Here is a 13,227-nt window from a genome sequence, read left to right on the forward strand (position 1 = left end):
TCTTAACGCTTCCGTCAGCGCGCCGGGAACGCCTCGTCCAGCGCGAGGTTGAGTTCCAGCACGTTCACCGCGGGCTCACCCATGAAGCCCAGCGCCCGGCCGGTGGTGTGCTCGGCGACCAGCCGCCGTACCGCCGCCGGATCCGCGCCGCGCTCCCGCGCCACCCGGGCCACCTGGATCTGGGCGTACGCCGGGGAGATGTGCGGGTCGAGGCCGCTGCCACTGGCGGTGACCGCGTCGGCCGGCACGGCGGGGCGGGCCGGGGCGTCCCCGCGTACCGGGGTGACGATGCCGCCCTCGGCCACGTAGTCGTGGCCGGGCTGTGCCGCCTCCACCGGTACGCCCTGCCAGGTGGCGACGAACGGTGTCGCGGGCGCGGCCTGGTTGACGCTGACCACGCGGGTGATCGGGCCGGTGAGGCCGTCGGCGCGGAACACGGCGAGCACCGCGCCCACCCCGTCCGGCGTGCAGTACGGGCGCCGCCCGTCGACGCCGTCGAGTTCCCCGACCGCCCTGCTGCGGGCGCAGACCTGGGTGAGCAGGCTCTGCGCCGAGGTCTCCTCGTCGCCGGTGAGCGTGTCCACCACGCTCTCCGGGCCGAGGTTGCCGGCCGCGGTGGCGGTCGGGTCGTAGCCGTCCCCGGCGGCCGACGGGCGGGACTGGAAGTAGCGCGGGACGGGATTGCCGTCCGCGTCGGTGAACGACTGGCCGATCAGCGAGCTGCCGACGGTCCGGTCGCCGACGGTGAGCAGTGAGCCGTCCGCCCTGCCGTCGAGGCCGGGCAGCCGGCCCACGGCGACCAGGGCGAGCGGGTAGACCAGGCCGAGCAGCACGGTGAAGACGAGCACCGCGCGCAGGGCGGCCAGGTGCTGGGAGAGCCAACTGGGAAGGCGCATCACGAGATCCCCGGGACGAACTGGACGAGCAGGTCGATGAGCTTGATGCCGACGAACGGCACCACGATGCCGCCGAGGCCGTAGAGCCACAGGTTGCGGCGCAGCAGCGTCGAGGCGCCGGCCGGGCGGTAGCGCACGCCGCGCAGGGCCAGCGGGATCAACGCCACGATGACTATCGCGTTGAAGACGACGGCGGAGAGGATCGCCGACTCGGGACTGGCCAGGCGCATGATGTTGAGCCGGTCCAGCGACGGGTAGATGCCGGCGAACATGGCCGGGATGATCGCGAAGTACTTCGCGATGTCGTTGGCGATGCTGAACGTCGTCAGCGCACCCCGGGTGATCAGCAACTGCTTGCCGATCTCCACGATCTCGATCAGCTTGGTCGGGTCGGAGTCGAGGTCGACCATGTTGCCGGCCTCCTTCGCGGCCGACGTGCCGGTGTTCATGGCGACGCCGACGTCCGCCTGGGCCAGCGCGGGCGCGTCGTTGGTGCCGTCGCCGGTCATGGCGACGAGCCGGCCGCCCTCCTGCTCCTTCTTGATCAGCGCGAGCTTGTCCTCCGGCGTGGCCTCGGCGAGGAAGTCGTCCACGCCGGCCTCGTCGGCGATCGCCTTCGCGGTACGCGGGTTGTCACCGGTGATCATCACGGTCCGGATGCCCATCCGGCGCATCTCGTCGAAGCGCTCCCGCATCCCGGCCTTCACCACGTCCTTGAGGTGGATGACGCCGAGCGCCCGGGCCGGTTCCCCGGCCACGTGCTCGGCCACCACGAGCGGCGTGCCGCCGGTGCCGCTGATCGTGTCGACCAGTTCACCGACCTGCTCGGTCGGGTGGCCGCCGTTGTCGCGTACCCACTTCATCACCGCGGCGGCGGCGCCCTTGCGGACGTGCCGGACGCCGCCGTCGGCGTCGAGGTCGACGCCGCTCATCCGGGTCTGGGCGGTGAACGGTACGAACGTGGCGTGCGGGATCAGGCCGGGCTCGCGCTCGCGCAGCCCGAACTCGTTCTTCGCGAGCACCACCACCGAGCGGCCCTCGGGCGTCTCGTCGGCCAGGCTGGACAGTTGCGCCGCGTCGGCGAGCGTGGCCGCGTCCACGCCGGTCACCGGCAGGAACTCGGCGGCCTGCCGGTTGCCGAGCGTGATCGTGCCGGTCTTGTCCAGCAGCAGCGTGTTCACGTCGCCGGCCGCCTCGACCGCCCGGCCGCTCATCGCCAGCACGTTGCGCTGCACGAGCCGGTCCATGCCGGCGATGCCGATCGCGGACAGCAGCGCGCCGATGGTGGTCGGGATGAGACAGACCAGAAGCGACACGAGTACGACGCCGGTGACGCCGGAGTCGGTGATCGCCGCGGTGTCCGGCGCGGCGGCCTGGTAACCCTTGGCGAAGATCGCCATGGGCTGGAGCGTGACGACGGCGAGCAGGAAGATGATCGTCAGCGCGGCCAGCAGGATGTTCAGTGCGATCTCGTTCGGCGTCTTCTGCCGGTTGGCGCCCTCGACCAGCGCGATCATCCGGTCGATGAAGCTCTCGCCCGGCTTCTGGGTGATCCGCACGACGATCCGGTCGGAGAGGACCCGGGTGCCGCCGGTGACCGCGCTGCGGTCGCCGCCGGACTCCCGGATCACCGGGGCGGACTCGCCGGTGATCGCCGACTCGTCGACGCTGGCGATGCCCTCGACCACGTCGCCGTCACCCGGGATGACCTGCCCGGCCTCGACCAGGACGACGTCGCCCTGCCGCAGCTGCGGCGCGGGCACCGCCTCGTCCCGGTACGCGTTCGCGGCGGCGCCGGGCGTCCAGCCGACCAGGCGGGTGGCGACGGTGTCCTGCTTGGCCCGGCGCAGCGTGTCGGCCTGCGCCTTGCCGCGCCCCTCGGCGACCGCCTCGGCCAGGTTCGCGAAGATCACGGTGAGCCAGAGCCAGACGGTGATCGCGATCGCGAAGACCGACGGGTCGGCCACCGCGAGCACTGTGGTGAACAGCGCGCCGATCTCCACGATCAGCATCACCGGGTTGCGCCACAGCGTGCGCGGGTCGAGCTTGCGCAGCGCGTCCGGCAGCGACGCGATCAGCTGGCGCGGGTCGAGCAGTCCGCCGCCGACCCGGTCGTCGCGGCGCCCCGGCGTGCCGGCCACCGGTGTGTCGGCGGTCTGAACAGGTGCGGTCATGTCCTTGTCTCTCATGGTGGTCACAGCCCTTCGGCCAGCGGGCCGAGTGCGAGTGCGGGAAGGAAGGTGAGGGCGACGAGGACCACCGTGACGCCGACGACCATGCCGACGAACAGCGGCCGGTGGGTCGGCAGAGTGCCCTCGGCGGCGGGTGTGGGTTGCTGCCGGGCCAGTGAGCCGGCCAGGGCGAGTACGAAGATGATCGGCAGAAACCGGCCGAGCAGCATGCAGAGCCCGAGTGCGGTGTTCCACCACGGCGTGTTCACGGTGATGCCGGCGAACGCGGAGCCGTTGTTGTTGCTCGCCGAGGTGAACGCGTAGAGCACCTCGGACAACCCGTGCGGCCCGACGTTGAGGCGTGTCGAGTCGTTGCCGGTGGCGAACGCGGCGGCGGTGCCGGCGAGCACCAGCGCCGGGGTGATCAGGAAGTACATCGACGCGAACTTGATCTCGCGCGAGCCGATCTTCTTGCCCAGGTACTCGGGGGTGCGCCCGACCATCAGCCCGGCCACGAACACCGTGATCACCGCGAGGATCAGCAGCCCGTACAGGCCGGCGCCGACACCGCCGGGGGCAACCTCGCCGAGCATCATGTTGCCCAGCGTCATCATGCCGCCCGGCGCGGTGTACGAGTCGTGGAACGAGTTGACGGCTCCGGTCGAGGTGAGCGTGGTGGCCGCCGCGAACGTGGCCGAGTTCGACACGTCGAACCGCACCTCCTTGCCCTCCAGCGCCGCGCCGACCGCCTGCGGCACCGTGCCGTCGCCGGCCAGCTCGAAGACGTTGGTGAGGGCGACACTGGCGAACGCCAGGATCGCCATCACGGCGACGATCGCGTAGCCCTGCCGCTTCTGCCCCACCATCCGGCCGAAGACCCGGGGCAGGCTGAACGGGATCACCAGGATCAGGAAGATCTCCAGCCAGTTCGTCCACGCGGTCGGGTTCTCGAACGGGTGGGCGCTGTTGGCGTTGTAGAAGCCGCCGCCGTTGGTACCGAGCTCCTTGATGACCTCCTGGCTCGCCACCGGCCCGCCGGTGACGGTCTGGGTGCCGCCGGTCAGCGTGGTCACGTCGGTGCCGCCGGAGAGGTTCTGCACCACGCCGCCGAGCATCAACACGAGCGCGCCGAGCACCGCGATCGGCAGCAGGATCCGCAGCGTGATCCGGGTCAGATCGACCCAGAAGTTGCCCAGCTCGCCGGTACGGCTGCGGGCGAAGCCCCGGATTAGCGCCACCGCGACGGCGATGCCCACCGCCGCCGAGACGAAGTTCTGCACTGCGAGGCCGGCCATCTGCACCAGGTGGCCCATCGTCGACTCACCCGAGTACCACTGCCAGTTCGTGTTGGTCACGAACGACACCGCGGTGTTCCAGGCGCCGTGCGGCACCACCGGGTCGAAGCCCAGCGACAGCCACAGGTGGTTCTGCAGGCGCTGGAACGCGTACAGGAACAGCAGGGACACGGCCGAGAAGGCCAGCACCGAGCGGGCGTACACGCCCCAGGTCTGCTCGGCGGCCGGGTTGACCCCGACCAGCCGGTAGATGCCCCGCTCGACCCGGGACGACCGGGTTCCGGCGACCACGCGGTACATGTGGTCGCCGAACGGCCGGTGCACGGCGACCAGCGCCGCCACCAGCGACAGGACGAAGAGCACTCCCGCTGTCGTCATGCTCATCAGAAGCGCTCCGGGAACAGCAGGGCGGCGACCAGGAACACGCCCAGGCCGATCGCCAGCACCAGGCCGACGGCGTTGACGGCGTTCACAGCTTCTCCACGCCCCTGACCACGAGGGCGAGAGCCGCGAACAGCCCCACCGTCAGCAACACGAACAGCACGTCAGACACGGCTGATCTCTCCTAGCGGAAGTTGTCCTCGCGACCGCCTCCCGGCCGCGCCGGGCAATCACAGCGCCGTATCCGGCGGACGGACAGGGGTCTTGACGCGACCATCACGCGCGGCCACGGTTTCTTGACGCGCTTTTCACGCCGCTCTCCGGGCCGGTGATCCGGGTCACCGGACGGGCCTCGGCCCCGATCGACCGGAGGTGCCGGTAACCGGCACCGAGCACCGCGGCGAACCCGATCGGCACGGCCTGGGACCAGGCGTCACCCGAGCCGGTCAGCTCGCCGTAGCGGTGCGCGAGGAACCCGACGAAGACCGCCGCACCCAACGCGGCCACCGCCGCGACCGCGCGCAGGTCGGCCACCACAGCGGCGTACGCCCCGACGACGCCCGCCATCACCAGGACCCGCCCCGGCAGCTCGTCTGGTGCGAACACCCCCGCCGCCACCAGCGCCGCGCCGACCACCACTGCGGCGCCGGCGGCCACCCGGAATCCGGTGCACCCGTCCACCCGTTCTCGTCCCATTTCCGCCTCCCGCGTCGGTACGTCCTTCGCGGGCCACACCAGCCGGGGCAGGTGGGCGAGGTCGACGGCTTTGACGGATCCGGTACGGGCGGGCCGGGGCTTTTCACGCCGCCTTCACGCAGCGCGACGTGTGCGGGTCAGCGGGCGGCGGCGCGGGAGACGAGCGCCTCGGCGACCTCGCGCAGCTTACGGTTGGAGTCCTGGGAGAGCTTGGCGAGCAGCGTGAACGCCTCGTCGGCCGAGCAGCGCCGCTGCCCCATGATGATGCCCTTGGCCTGCTCGATCACGGCCCGGCTGCGCATCGCCTCCTGCATCTGCCGGGCCAGCGTCGCGGTGCTCTCGTAGAGGTGCGTGTTGGCGAGCGCCACCGCCGCGTACGCGGCGAACTCCTCGGCCAGCTCTATCGACGCCTTGTCGAACGCGTGCGGCACGCCGCCGTAGACGTTGAGCGCTCCGGTGACCGCCTCCTGGATCGGCAGGCCGATCGACAGCGAACTCTCCACGCCCGAGGCCCGGGCCCGCGCCGCCCAGCCCGGCCAGCGCGGCTCGTCGGTCAGGTCGGGCAGGGAGACGCTCACCGCGCTGACCGAGGCGTCCAGGCAGGGGCCGTCGTCGTGCTCGTACTGCCACTCGTCGAGACTGCGCGCCAGGTCACTGGTGTAGGCGATCGCCCGGTTCGCCCCGGCCCGCACCAGGGAGACGGACACGTGCACGCTGCCCGGGACCGCCCGGTTGGCCAGTTCGGCGACGCGTGCCAGGACGTCGTCGAGCGCCACCTCGTCGAGCCGGATCCGGCTCAGCTCCGCGAGGGCTTCGCCGGGCTCGATGCGGGGGGCTTCCATGCTCTCGTCCTGTCCTGGTGAAGGTCATCGGCAGTGGTCGTTCCGATGACGGTACCCGGGACGGACCCGTACGAACGCCTCCCACGCTGCGATGTCCACCCGCTCGGCGTATCTTCGGATACGGGTCAAGACATGCGCCCTCCTGCTCCCGGCGAGTGCCGCCGGGAGCCTCCTCGGACGTTGAGGTGGGGGTGCCGTGTCCGACGAACAGCCGATCATGTGGCTGAGCTGCCACGCGGGCACGGACGTGACTCAGGTCTCGGTGGCCGGCGAGGTGGATCTCAGCAACGCGCATCTGCTCACCGAACTCGTGGAGACGGCCGTCGCGGCGCCCGCCCCGCTCGTGGTGATCGACCTCGCGGAGGTCAGCTTCTTCGGCGCGTACGGCACGAACGCACTGGTGCTCGCGCAGCTGATGCTCACCCGGCACGGCCGGCGGCTGATCCTGCACCGGCCCTCCCCGGTGGTCCGGCGCGTCCTCGCCGTCACCGGCACGCTCGCCGCGTTCGAGGTCGTCGATCGCCCGGCGCTACCGGCCGCCGGCCACGCGTCGGCACGTCCCGTCGTACCGACCCGTTCCGGGTCGTAGAGTTGTCCCGGTAGTCGACGTCCCGTCCGGGGCGTCACGAACGAGCGTCAAGAAGCGGCGCGGTCCCGATCTCCGTCAGGAATCGGGACGCCGGTCCGTCACCACGGGCCGATCCCCACCACCAGCCGTCGCGCCCCTCGCGGGCCGGCGGCGTCGCTTCGCACAAGGACGTCACCGCTCATGCCGCAGGACCACCCCGACCTCGCCGCAGCCCTGATCAGACTCGGCCGGATCAAGTACGACGAGGTCGACCTCGACGTGGTGTTGTCGACCATCGCCCAGGTCGCCAAGGACACCCTGCCCGGTACCGCCGAGGTCTCGGTCACCCTGGTCCAGGGCACGCAGGCGCACACCGCCGCGTACACCGGTGAGCTGGCGCTGACGCTCGACGAGTGGCAGTACGCGCAGGGCCGTGGCCCGTGCCTGGACGCGGCCACCACCGGCACCGCCATGCTGGTGCCGGACATGGCGGCGGAGAGCCGCTGGCCGGAGTGGGCAGCACGCGCCCACGAGGCGGGTGCCGCCAGCTCGCTGTCCATCGGCCTGCCCATCCAGGAGGCCGTGGTCGGCGCGCTGAACATCTACGGCGCGTCGCCCGGCGTCCTCGACGAGCAGGTCGAGCTGGCGCAGACGCTGGCCGGGTACGCGGCGATCGCGCTGGCGAACGTCCACCTCTACGAGAGCACGGCGACGCTGGCGCAGCAGATGCAGGAGGCGATGCAGAGCCGGGCCGTGATCGAGCAGGCGAAGGGCATCATCATGGGGCAGCGGCGCTGCTCGGCCGACGAGGCGTTCGCCATCCTGGCCCGGGTGTCGCAGGACTCCAACCGCAAGCTGCGCGAGGTCGCCGAGTCACTCGTCGATCGCGCGGTGCACGGACCCCGTGACTGAGCGTGAGGTCAGCGCGGCATCTCGCGCCAGCCGGAGCCGCTCGCGCGCCACGCCCCGGCCAGGATCGTCGCTGAGCCGCGACTCGGGCACTGCTGAATCTTCGACCGGCCGCTCGCCCCGCCGATCTGCGCCTGGACCTGCCACTGGCTTCCGTCGGTGCGGATGTAGACGTCGCGCCGTCCGCGAGGGTTGCTGACGCCGTTCCACCAGTGTTCCTCGACCACCATGCGGTGACCGTACCCCAGGAGACCCGGACCGGCCCAGACCGGAATTCCGTTGCTCCGCGTCACCGGGCGGCGGCACGCTCCACTGATGACCTCACCAGACCTGCCGCGACAGTTCACCATCCGCGAAGGCGAGCTGCGCATCCTCAACCCGTTCGACGACGTCAAGCTGGCCACACTGGGCCGGGCGATCCGGTTGCGCTCCGGCGACGAGCTGCTCGACCTGTGCAGCGGCAAGGGCGAACTGCTCTGCACCTGGGCCCGGGACCACGGGATCACCGGCACCGGGGTCGACATCAGCACCGCCTTCACCGCCGCCGCCCGGGAACGCGCCGCCGAACTCGGCGTGGCCGAGCGGGTACGGTTCGTGCACGGCGACGCCGCCGCGTACACCCCGGAGCGGCCGGTCGACGTGGCCGCCTGCGTCGGCGCGACCTGGATCGGCGGCGGGGTGCCCGGGACGCTGGAACTGCTCGACCGGGCGTTGCGGCCGGGTGGCATGGCGCTCGTCGGCGAGCCCTACTGGCGGCGTGACCCGCCGGACGACGAGGCGGTCACCGGCTCGCACGCCGGGTCCCGCGACGAGTTCACCGACCTGCCCGGCCTGGTCGCGTCGTTCGGCGAGTGCGGCTGGGACCTGGTCGAGATGGTCCTCGCCGACCAGGACAGCTGGGACCGGTACGCCGCCGCGCACTGGCTGAACCTGCGCCGCTGGCTGGACGCCAACCCGGACGACGAACTGGCCCCGGAACTGCGGCGGGAACTGACCGAGGATCCGCTGCGATACGTCCGTTTCCAGCGCGAGTACATGGGGTGGGGCGTCTTCGCGCTGCTGCGGCGCTGACCTGCTTAACGAACGGCTACGCAGGGTAAAGCCAGATCATGGGACAGTTGCGCACCTCGCCGCCGCCGCCACAGGCCACCGAGCTGGAGCAGTGGGTGCTGGACAGTCCCGAGGATCTGCGCGGCCTGCGCGCGTCGCTGCGCGAGGCGCTGAACCGGCACGGCCTGGTGCAGGGTGAGGACCTGGACGAGGTGCCGCACCTGGTCGTGCTGGTCGCCACCGAGCTGGCGAGCAACGCGCTGCGGCACGGTCGCCCGCCCACCATCATCACGCTGCTCGCCACCGACGACCGGTTCCTGCTCGACGTGGCCGACCACGACGTCAGCACCGTGCCGGAGCTGACCGACATCAGCCCGACGGACTCGGGCGGGCGGGGCCTGTTCCTGGCCCAGTCGGTCTCGCTCGACGTGGGCTGGTACGCCACCGAGAAGACCAAGAACATCTGGGCCTCGTTCTCCCGGTGACGGCCCGGCCGGGCCACCCGTCGGCCCGGCCACCGGGCCGGCTCAGCGATCTCCGGCCGGGATCGGATCGTCGTACTGGCCGGGCGGCCCGGACAGCGGTTCGCCGTCCACCAACGGCCACGCGTTCGGGGTACAGCCGTGCAGGCCGAGCGTCTGCTGCACCATCACCGGCGCCGGGCCGCCGGCCCGGGGGCAGCGCTCGTGGCCGCGACCCAGCCGGTGGCCGACCTCGTGGTTGAGCAGGTACTGCCGATAGAGATCCAGGTCGGTCACGTGCGGCACCCCGTACGCCCAGCGGGCCACGTTGATCACCACTTGGTCGCCGTTGCGGCAGGACGTGTAGCGGTCGCTCGGGTCGCCGCAGAGACGCCCCCGGGTGACAGGCGTGGTGAGCAGCACGGTGAAGTCGGCCCGGTCGTCGCGGCCCACCCGTTGCAGCCGCCACCGGCCGTCGCCGGTCCAGCCCCGCCGGTCGGCGAGGGTGGCGGCGACGTCCCGGGCGAACCGCTCCACGTCCACGTTGCGGATGCCGTCCTCGACCGCGACCCGGTAGCGCAGCAGCTCACCGGAGCGGCCGGCGACCGCGCCGACCGTGTCGGCGGTCCGGAACGTGCCGGCGCCGCGTGCCGGGTAGCCGATGCCGGGGGCCACCCGGCCGGCCGCCGGGACCGGTGCCGGCGCGGCAGTCGGTGTGGGGCGGGCGTCCGGCGCGGGCGCGCTCGGTGCCGCCGCCGGCACGGTCCGCCGCACGTCGATGCGGTCCAGCAGGTCCGGGTGCCGGGCGGCGTACCCGCCTGCGGCGAGCGCGGCCCCGACCAGGGCCACCGCCAGGAGCCGCGGTGATCGCGACCTCCGCCGTCGCCGGTGCAGCCCCCGGTCATGTCCGCCCACGTCGATCTCCGTCCGTCGCGCCGCCCCGCTCCGGGCAGGAGTACGGACGCCGGGCCCGGACGGTTGAACGGGCGGGCCGGGTACCGTCGGTGCCGGGGTGGGCGACCTGCCGCCTGTCGGAGTCCAGGGAGAGCCACCCGTGTCACCAGCCGAGCGACTGCTCGACGCCGCCGTCGCGACCGCGCGCGGCACCGACGTACGCGCTGCCGAGCGGGCCCTCGACAGGTTCGTGGTGGCCGACGGCGCGGCGGTGGACGCGGCGCTGCTCGCCCGGCTCACGCGGGACGTGGGCCGGCTCTGGCCGCGTGGCTGGCAGCCCGCCGACCTGGACCGGCTCGCCATCCGGCGGCTCACGCCGCGCGGCGCCCGGCTGCTGCGCGACGCGATGGCCGCGCAGCGACGCACGCTGCCCCCGCCGGTCCCGGCCTGGTTCGACGAGCAGCTCACCGAGACCGGCGCCCGCTGGGACGATGACGCGGGCTGGCTGGACCGGCGCGCCGACGGCGACCGGATCACCGCGCTGCGGGACGCGGTCGACGCGGTCGTCCTGGTGGCGGGGCTGCCGCCGATCGCGGCGCTGCGGCCGCCACCCGGCTCGGCCGGCACCGCACTCGCGGCCGCGACACCGAGCGGTTCCCGGATGCTCGACCGGGTACGCGCGCTGCTCGCCAAGGCCGAGTCGACCGGCTACCCGGCCGAGGCCGAGGCGTTCACCGCGAAGGCGCAGGAGCTGATGGCCCGGCACAGCATCGACGCGGCGCTGCTCGACGCCGGGGCCGAACGTTCCGGCGGCCCGGGTGGGGTACGGATCGGCGTCGACGCCCCGTACGCGGCCGCGAAGGCGCTGCTGATCCAGGAGGTGGCGGCGGCGAACCGGTGCGAGTCGGTCTGGTCCGACGACCTGGGTTTCGCCACCGTGCTCGGCTTCCCGGCCGACCTGGCGGCGGTCGAACTGCTGCACACCTCGCTGCTCGTGCAGGCCACCGCCGCGATGCTGCGCGGCCGGGGCGAGCGCGGCAAGGCCGGCGGGCGGCGTACCAAGGGCTACGACGAGTCGTTCCTCAACGCGTTCGCGCTGCGCATCGGCGACCGGCTGCGGGAGGCGAGCGCGGCGGCGGCCGAGGAGTTGGCCGACGACCGGCTGCTGCCGGTGCTCGCGGCCCGCTCCGACGCCGTCCGGGAACGCGTCGACCAGCTCTTTCCGGGCACCACCCGGCACCGCCTCCAGGTGCGCGACGAGCAGGGCTGGGTCTCCGGCACCAGCGCGGCCGACCGCGCCTCGCTCGACCCGGGCCGCCCGGCACGCCGTCCGGTACGCGGTGGTCGCTGACCTTCCCGGGTGATGATGTCGGATCGGGCGGACCGGCTCCGACCCGTCTGCGAGGCGCCACCGCCGGTGGCCCGCATCCGAGGAGTACACCGTGAAGTACATGCTGCTGATCTGGAACCGGCCCGGCTTCGTGGAGGAGCTGACCGAGGCGGAACGCACCGCGATCTTCGGTGAGGTCGACGAGATCATGAAGGAGCTGACCGAGTCCGGCGAACTGGTCGGCGGCGAGGCGCTGGCCCACCCCTCGCAGACCCGCACGGCCCGCCCGGCGGCCGGTGGCGGCGCCGAGGTCACCGACGGGCCGTTCATGGAGAGCAAGGAGCAGTTCGCCGGCTACCTGACCGTCGACTGCGAGACCCCGGAGCGGGCCGCCGAGATCGCCGCGCGCTGGCCGGACGTACGGCACGGTTTCGGCGTGCTGGAGGTGCGGGCGGTGATGGAGCAGGCCGGGACGGAGATGTGACAGCACCTGTGGTCGAGGACCTGCTGCGTACGCTCGCGCCGCAGGTCCTCGGCGTGCTCGTGCGCCGGTACGGCCAGTTCTACGCCTGCGAGGACGCCGTGCAGGAGGCACTGCTCGCCGCCGTCGTGCAGTGGCCGGAACAGGGTCTGCCCGACCACCCCCGCTCCTGGCTGGTCACCGTCGCGACGCGGCGGCTCACCGACGAGTGGCGCAGCGAGCACGCCCGCCGGGCACGCGAGGTCGCGGTGGCGGTGCGGCAACCGGCGTACGCCACTGTCGCCCCGCCCGCCGACGAGGAGCCGCCGAGCGGGGACGACACGCTGAAGCTGCTGTTCCTCTGCTGCCATCCGGTGTTGCCGGTGAGCGGGCAGGTGGCGCTCACGCTGCGCGCCGTGGGTGGGTTGAGCACCGCCGAGATCGCCCGCGCGTACCTGGTGCCGGAGGCGACGATGAGCCAGCGGATCCGCCGGGCGAAGCAGCGGATCGAGGCGGCCGGCGCGCGGTTCACGCTGCCCTCGCCGGCCGACCGGGACGAGCGGCTGGGCACGGTGCTGCGCGTGCTCTACCTGATCTTCAATGAGGGCTACACCGCGTCCAGCGGCGAGGCGCTGCACCGGGCCGAGCTGACCGGGGAGGCGATCCGGCTGACCCGGGAGATGCGCCGGCTGCTCCCGGACGGCGAGGTGGCCGGGTTGCTGGCGCTGATGCTGCTCACCGACGCCCACCGGGCCGCCCGTACCGGGCCGGACGGCGAACTGGTGCCGTTGGCGGAGCAGGACCGCACCCGCTGGGACCGGGACGCGATCGCCGAGGGGGCGGCGCTGGTGACCGAGGCGCTCACCTGGTCGGCGCCGGGGCCGTACCAGGTGCAGGCGGCGATCGCCGCGGTGCACGCGGAGGCGCCCACCGCCGAGGACACCGACTGGCGGCAGATCGTCGCGCTCTACCGAGTGCTGGCGCGGGTCGCGCCGAACCCGATGGTCACGCTCAACCAGGCCGTCGCGGTGGCAATGGTGGACGGCCCGCGCGCGGGGCTGGCGCTGCTGGCCACGCTCGACGCCGACGACCGGACCGCGGGCCACCACCGGCTCGCCGCCGTCCGCGCGCACCTGCTCGACCTGGCCGGTGATCGTGCCGGGGCCCGGGCCGCGTACCTGGCCGCCGCGCGGGCCACCACGAGCCTGCCGGAGCGGCGTTATCTGGAGGTACGCGCGGCGCGCCTGGCCGACAGGTGAGTCCCGCGGGGCCGG

The 13,227-nt window shown here is 72.9% G+C and carries 15 protein-coding genes; 7 read left to right on the forward strand and 8 right to left on the reverse strand.

Annotated features, from left to right (window positions below):
• Window positions 1-14: 14 nt before the first annotated feature.
• The 6 genes from O7607_RS09730 to O7607_RS09755 all read right to left on the reverse strand — a co-directional run bounded on the left by O7607_RS09730 (window position 15) and on the right by O7607_RS09755 (window position 6,281).
• Window positions 15-896, reverse strand: a complete 882-nt coding sequence (locus O7607_RS09730; protein ID WP_269702558.1) for a potassium-transporting ATPase subunit C — start codon at window positions 894-896, stop codon at window positions 15-17.
• On the reverse strand, window positions 896-3,070 hold the full coding sequence (gene kdpB / locus O7607_RS09735) for a potassium-transporting ATPase subunit KdpB (protein WP_269702560.1): 2,175 nt from the start codon (window positions 3,068-3,070) through the stop codon (window positions 896-898). The genes O7607_RS09730 and kdpB overlap by 1 nt, the downstream gene beginning before the upstream one ends.
• A 20-nt stretch (window positions 3,071-3,090) precedes the next feature.
• Window positions 3,091-4,746 carry a potassium-transporting ATPase subunit KdpA gene (gene kdpA / locus O7607_RS09740; protein WP_269702562.1) on the reverse strand — a complete coding sequence of 552 codons (1,656 nt, stop codon included), beginning with the start codon at window positions 4,744-4,746 and terminating at the stop codon, window positions 3,091-3,093.
• Window positions 4,746-4,835 carry a K(+)-transporting ATPase subunit F gene (gene kdpF, locus O7607_RS09745; RefSeq protein ID WP_036311210.1) on the reverse strand — a complete coding sequence of 30 codons (90 nt, stop codon included), beginning with the start codon at window positions 4,833-4,835 and terminating at the stop codon, window positions 4,746-4,748. The genes kdpA and kdpF overlap by 1 nt, the downstream gene beginning before the upstream one ends.
• A gap of 184 nt (window positions 4,836-5,019) precedes the next feature.
• Window positions 5,020-5,439, reverse strand: coding sequence for a hypothetical protein (locus O7607_RS09750; protein WP_269702564.1), 420 nt, complete (start codon window positions 5,437-5,439; stop codon window positions 5,020-5,022).
• A 137-nt stretch (window positions 5,440-5,576) separates the two neighbouring features.
• Entirely contained in the window at window positions 5,577-6,281 is a 705-nt protein-coding gene (locus O7607_RS09755; protein ID WP_269702565.1) for a GAF and ANTAR domain-containing protein, read from the reverse strand.
• Window positions 6,282-6,477: 196 nt separating this feature from the next.
• Here O7607_RS09755 and O7607_RS09760 point away from each other — a divergent pair, with 196 nt between their 5' ends.
• Together O7607_RS09760 and O7607_RS09765 are read left to right on the forward strand one after the other, a co-directional pair.
• Window positions 6,478-6,870, forward strand: coding sequence for an STAS domain-containing protein (locus O7607_RS09760; RefSeq protein ID WP_269702567.1), 393 nt, complete (start codon window positions 6,478-6,480; stop codon window positions 6,868-6,870).
• A gap of 180 nt (window positions 6,871-7,050) precedes the next feature.
• On the forward strand, window positions 7,051-7,761 hold the full coding sequence (locus tag O7607_RS09765) for a GAF and ANTAR domain-containing protein (protein WP_269702569.1): 711 nt from the start codon (window positions 7,051-7,053) through the stop codon (window positions 7,759-7,761).
• A gap of 8 nt (window positions 7,762-7,769) precedes the next feature.
• On the opposite strand, the gene O7607_RS09770 is transcribed toward O7607_RS09765, so the two are convergent.
• The gene (locus O7607_RS09770) at window positions 7,770-7,988 is read right to left on the reverse strand and encodes a hypothetical protein (RefSeq protein ID WP_120574013.1); all 219 of its coding nucleotides are present in this window, start codon (window positions 7,986-7,988) and stop codon (window positions 7,770-7,772) included.
• Window positions 7,989-8,073: 85 nt separating this feature from the next.
• Here O7607_RS09770 and O7607_RS09775 point away from each other — a divergent pair, with 85 nt between their 5' ends.
• Window positions 8,074-8,829: an SAM-dependent methyltransferase gene (locus O7607_RS09775; RefSeq protein WP_269702571.1), complete on the forward strand. Its 756-nt coding sequence runs from the start codon at window positions 8,074-8,076 to the stop codon at window positions 8,827-8,829.
• Between the two features lie 38 nt (window positions 8,830-8,867).
• Window positions 8,868-9,293, forward strand: a complete 426-nt coding sequence (locus O7607_RS09780; protein ID WP_269702573.1) for an ATP-binding protein — start codon at window positions 8,868-8,870, stop codon at window positions 9,291-9,293.
• Between the two features lie 42 nt (window positions 9,294-9,335).
• On the opposite strand, the gene O7607_RS09785 is transcribed toward O7607_RS09780, so the two are convergent.
• Window positions 9,336-10,124 (reverse strand): DUF3152 domain-containing protein, encoded by a 789-nt coding sequence (locus tag O7607_RS09785; RefSeq protein ID WP_442929522.1) that lies wholly within the window; start codon window positions 10,122-10,124, stop codon window positions 9,336-9,338.
• A 199-nt stretch (window positions 10,125-10,323) separates the two neighbouring features.
• Here O7607_RS09785 and O7607_RS09790 point away from each other — a divergent pair, with 199 nt between their 5' ends.
• The 3 genes from O7607_RS09790 to O7607_RS09800 all read left to right on the forward strand — a co-directional run bounded on the left by O7607_RS09790 (window position 10,324) and on the right by O7607_RS09800 (window position 13,212).
• Window positions 10,324-11,514 carry a DUF2786 domain-containing protein gene (locus O7607_RS09790; protein WP_269702577.1) on the forward strand — a complete coding sequence of 397 codons (1,191 nt, stop codon included), beginning with the start codon at window positions 10,324-10,326 and terminating at the stop codon, window positions 11,512-11,514.
• A 100-nt stretch (window positions 11,515-11,614) separates the two neighbouring features.
• Window positions 11,615-11,977 carry a YciI family protein gene (locus tag O7607_RS09795; RefSeq protein ID WP_269706933.1) on the forward strand — a complete coding sequence of 121 codons (363 nt, stop codon included), beginning with the start codon at window positions 11,615-11,617 and terminating at the stop codon, window positions 11,975-11,977.
• Entirely contained in the window at window positions 11,974-13,212 is a 1,239-nt protein-coding gene (locus O7607_RS09800; protein ID WP_269702579.1) for an RNA polymerase sigma factor, read from the forward strand. Before O7607_RS09795 ends, O7607_RS09800 begins: the two co-directional genes overlap by 4 nt.
• Window positions 13,213-13,227: the final 15 nt, after the last annotated feature.

Origin of the sequence: Micromonospora sp. WMMA1949 (assembly GCF_027460145.1) — a bacterium.
Lineage (GTDB): Bacteria > Actinomycetota > Actinomycetes > Mycobacteriales > Micromonosporaceae > Micromonospora.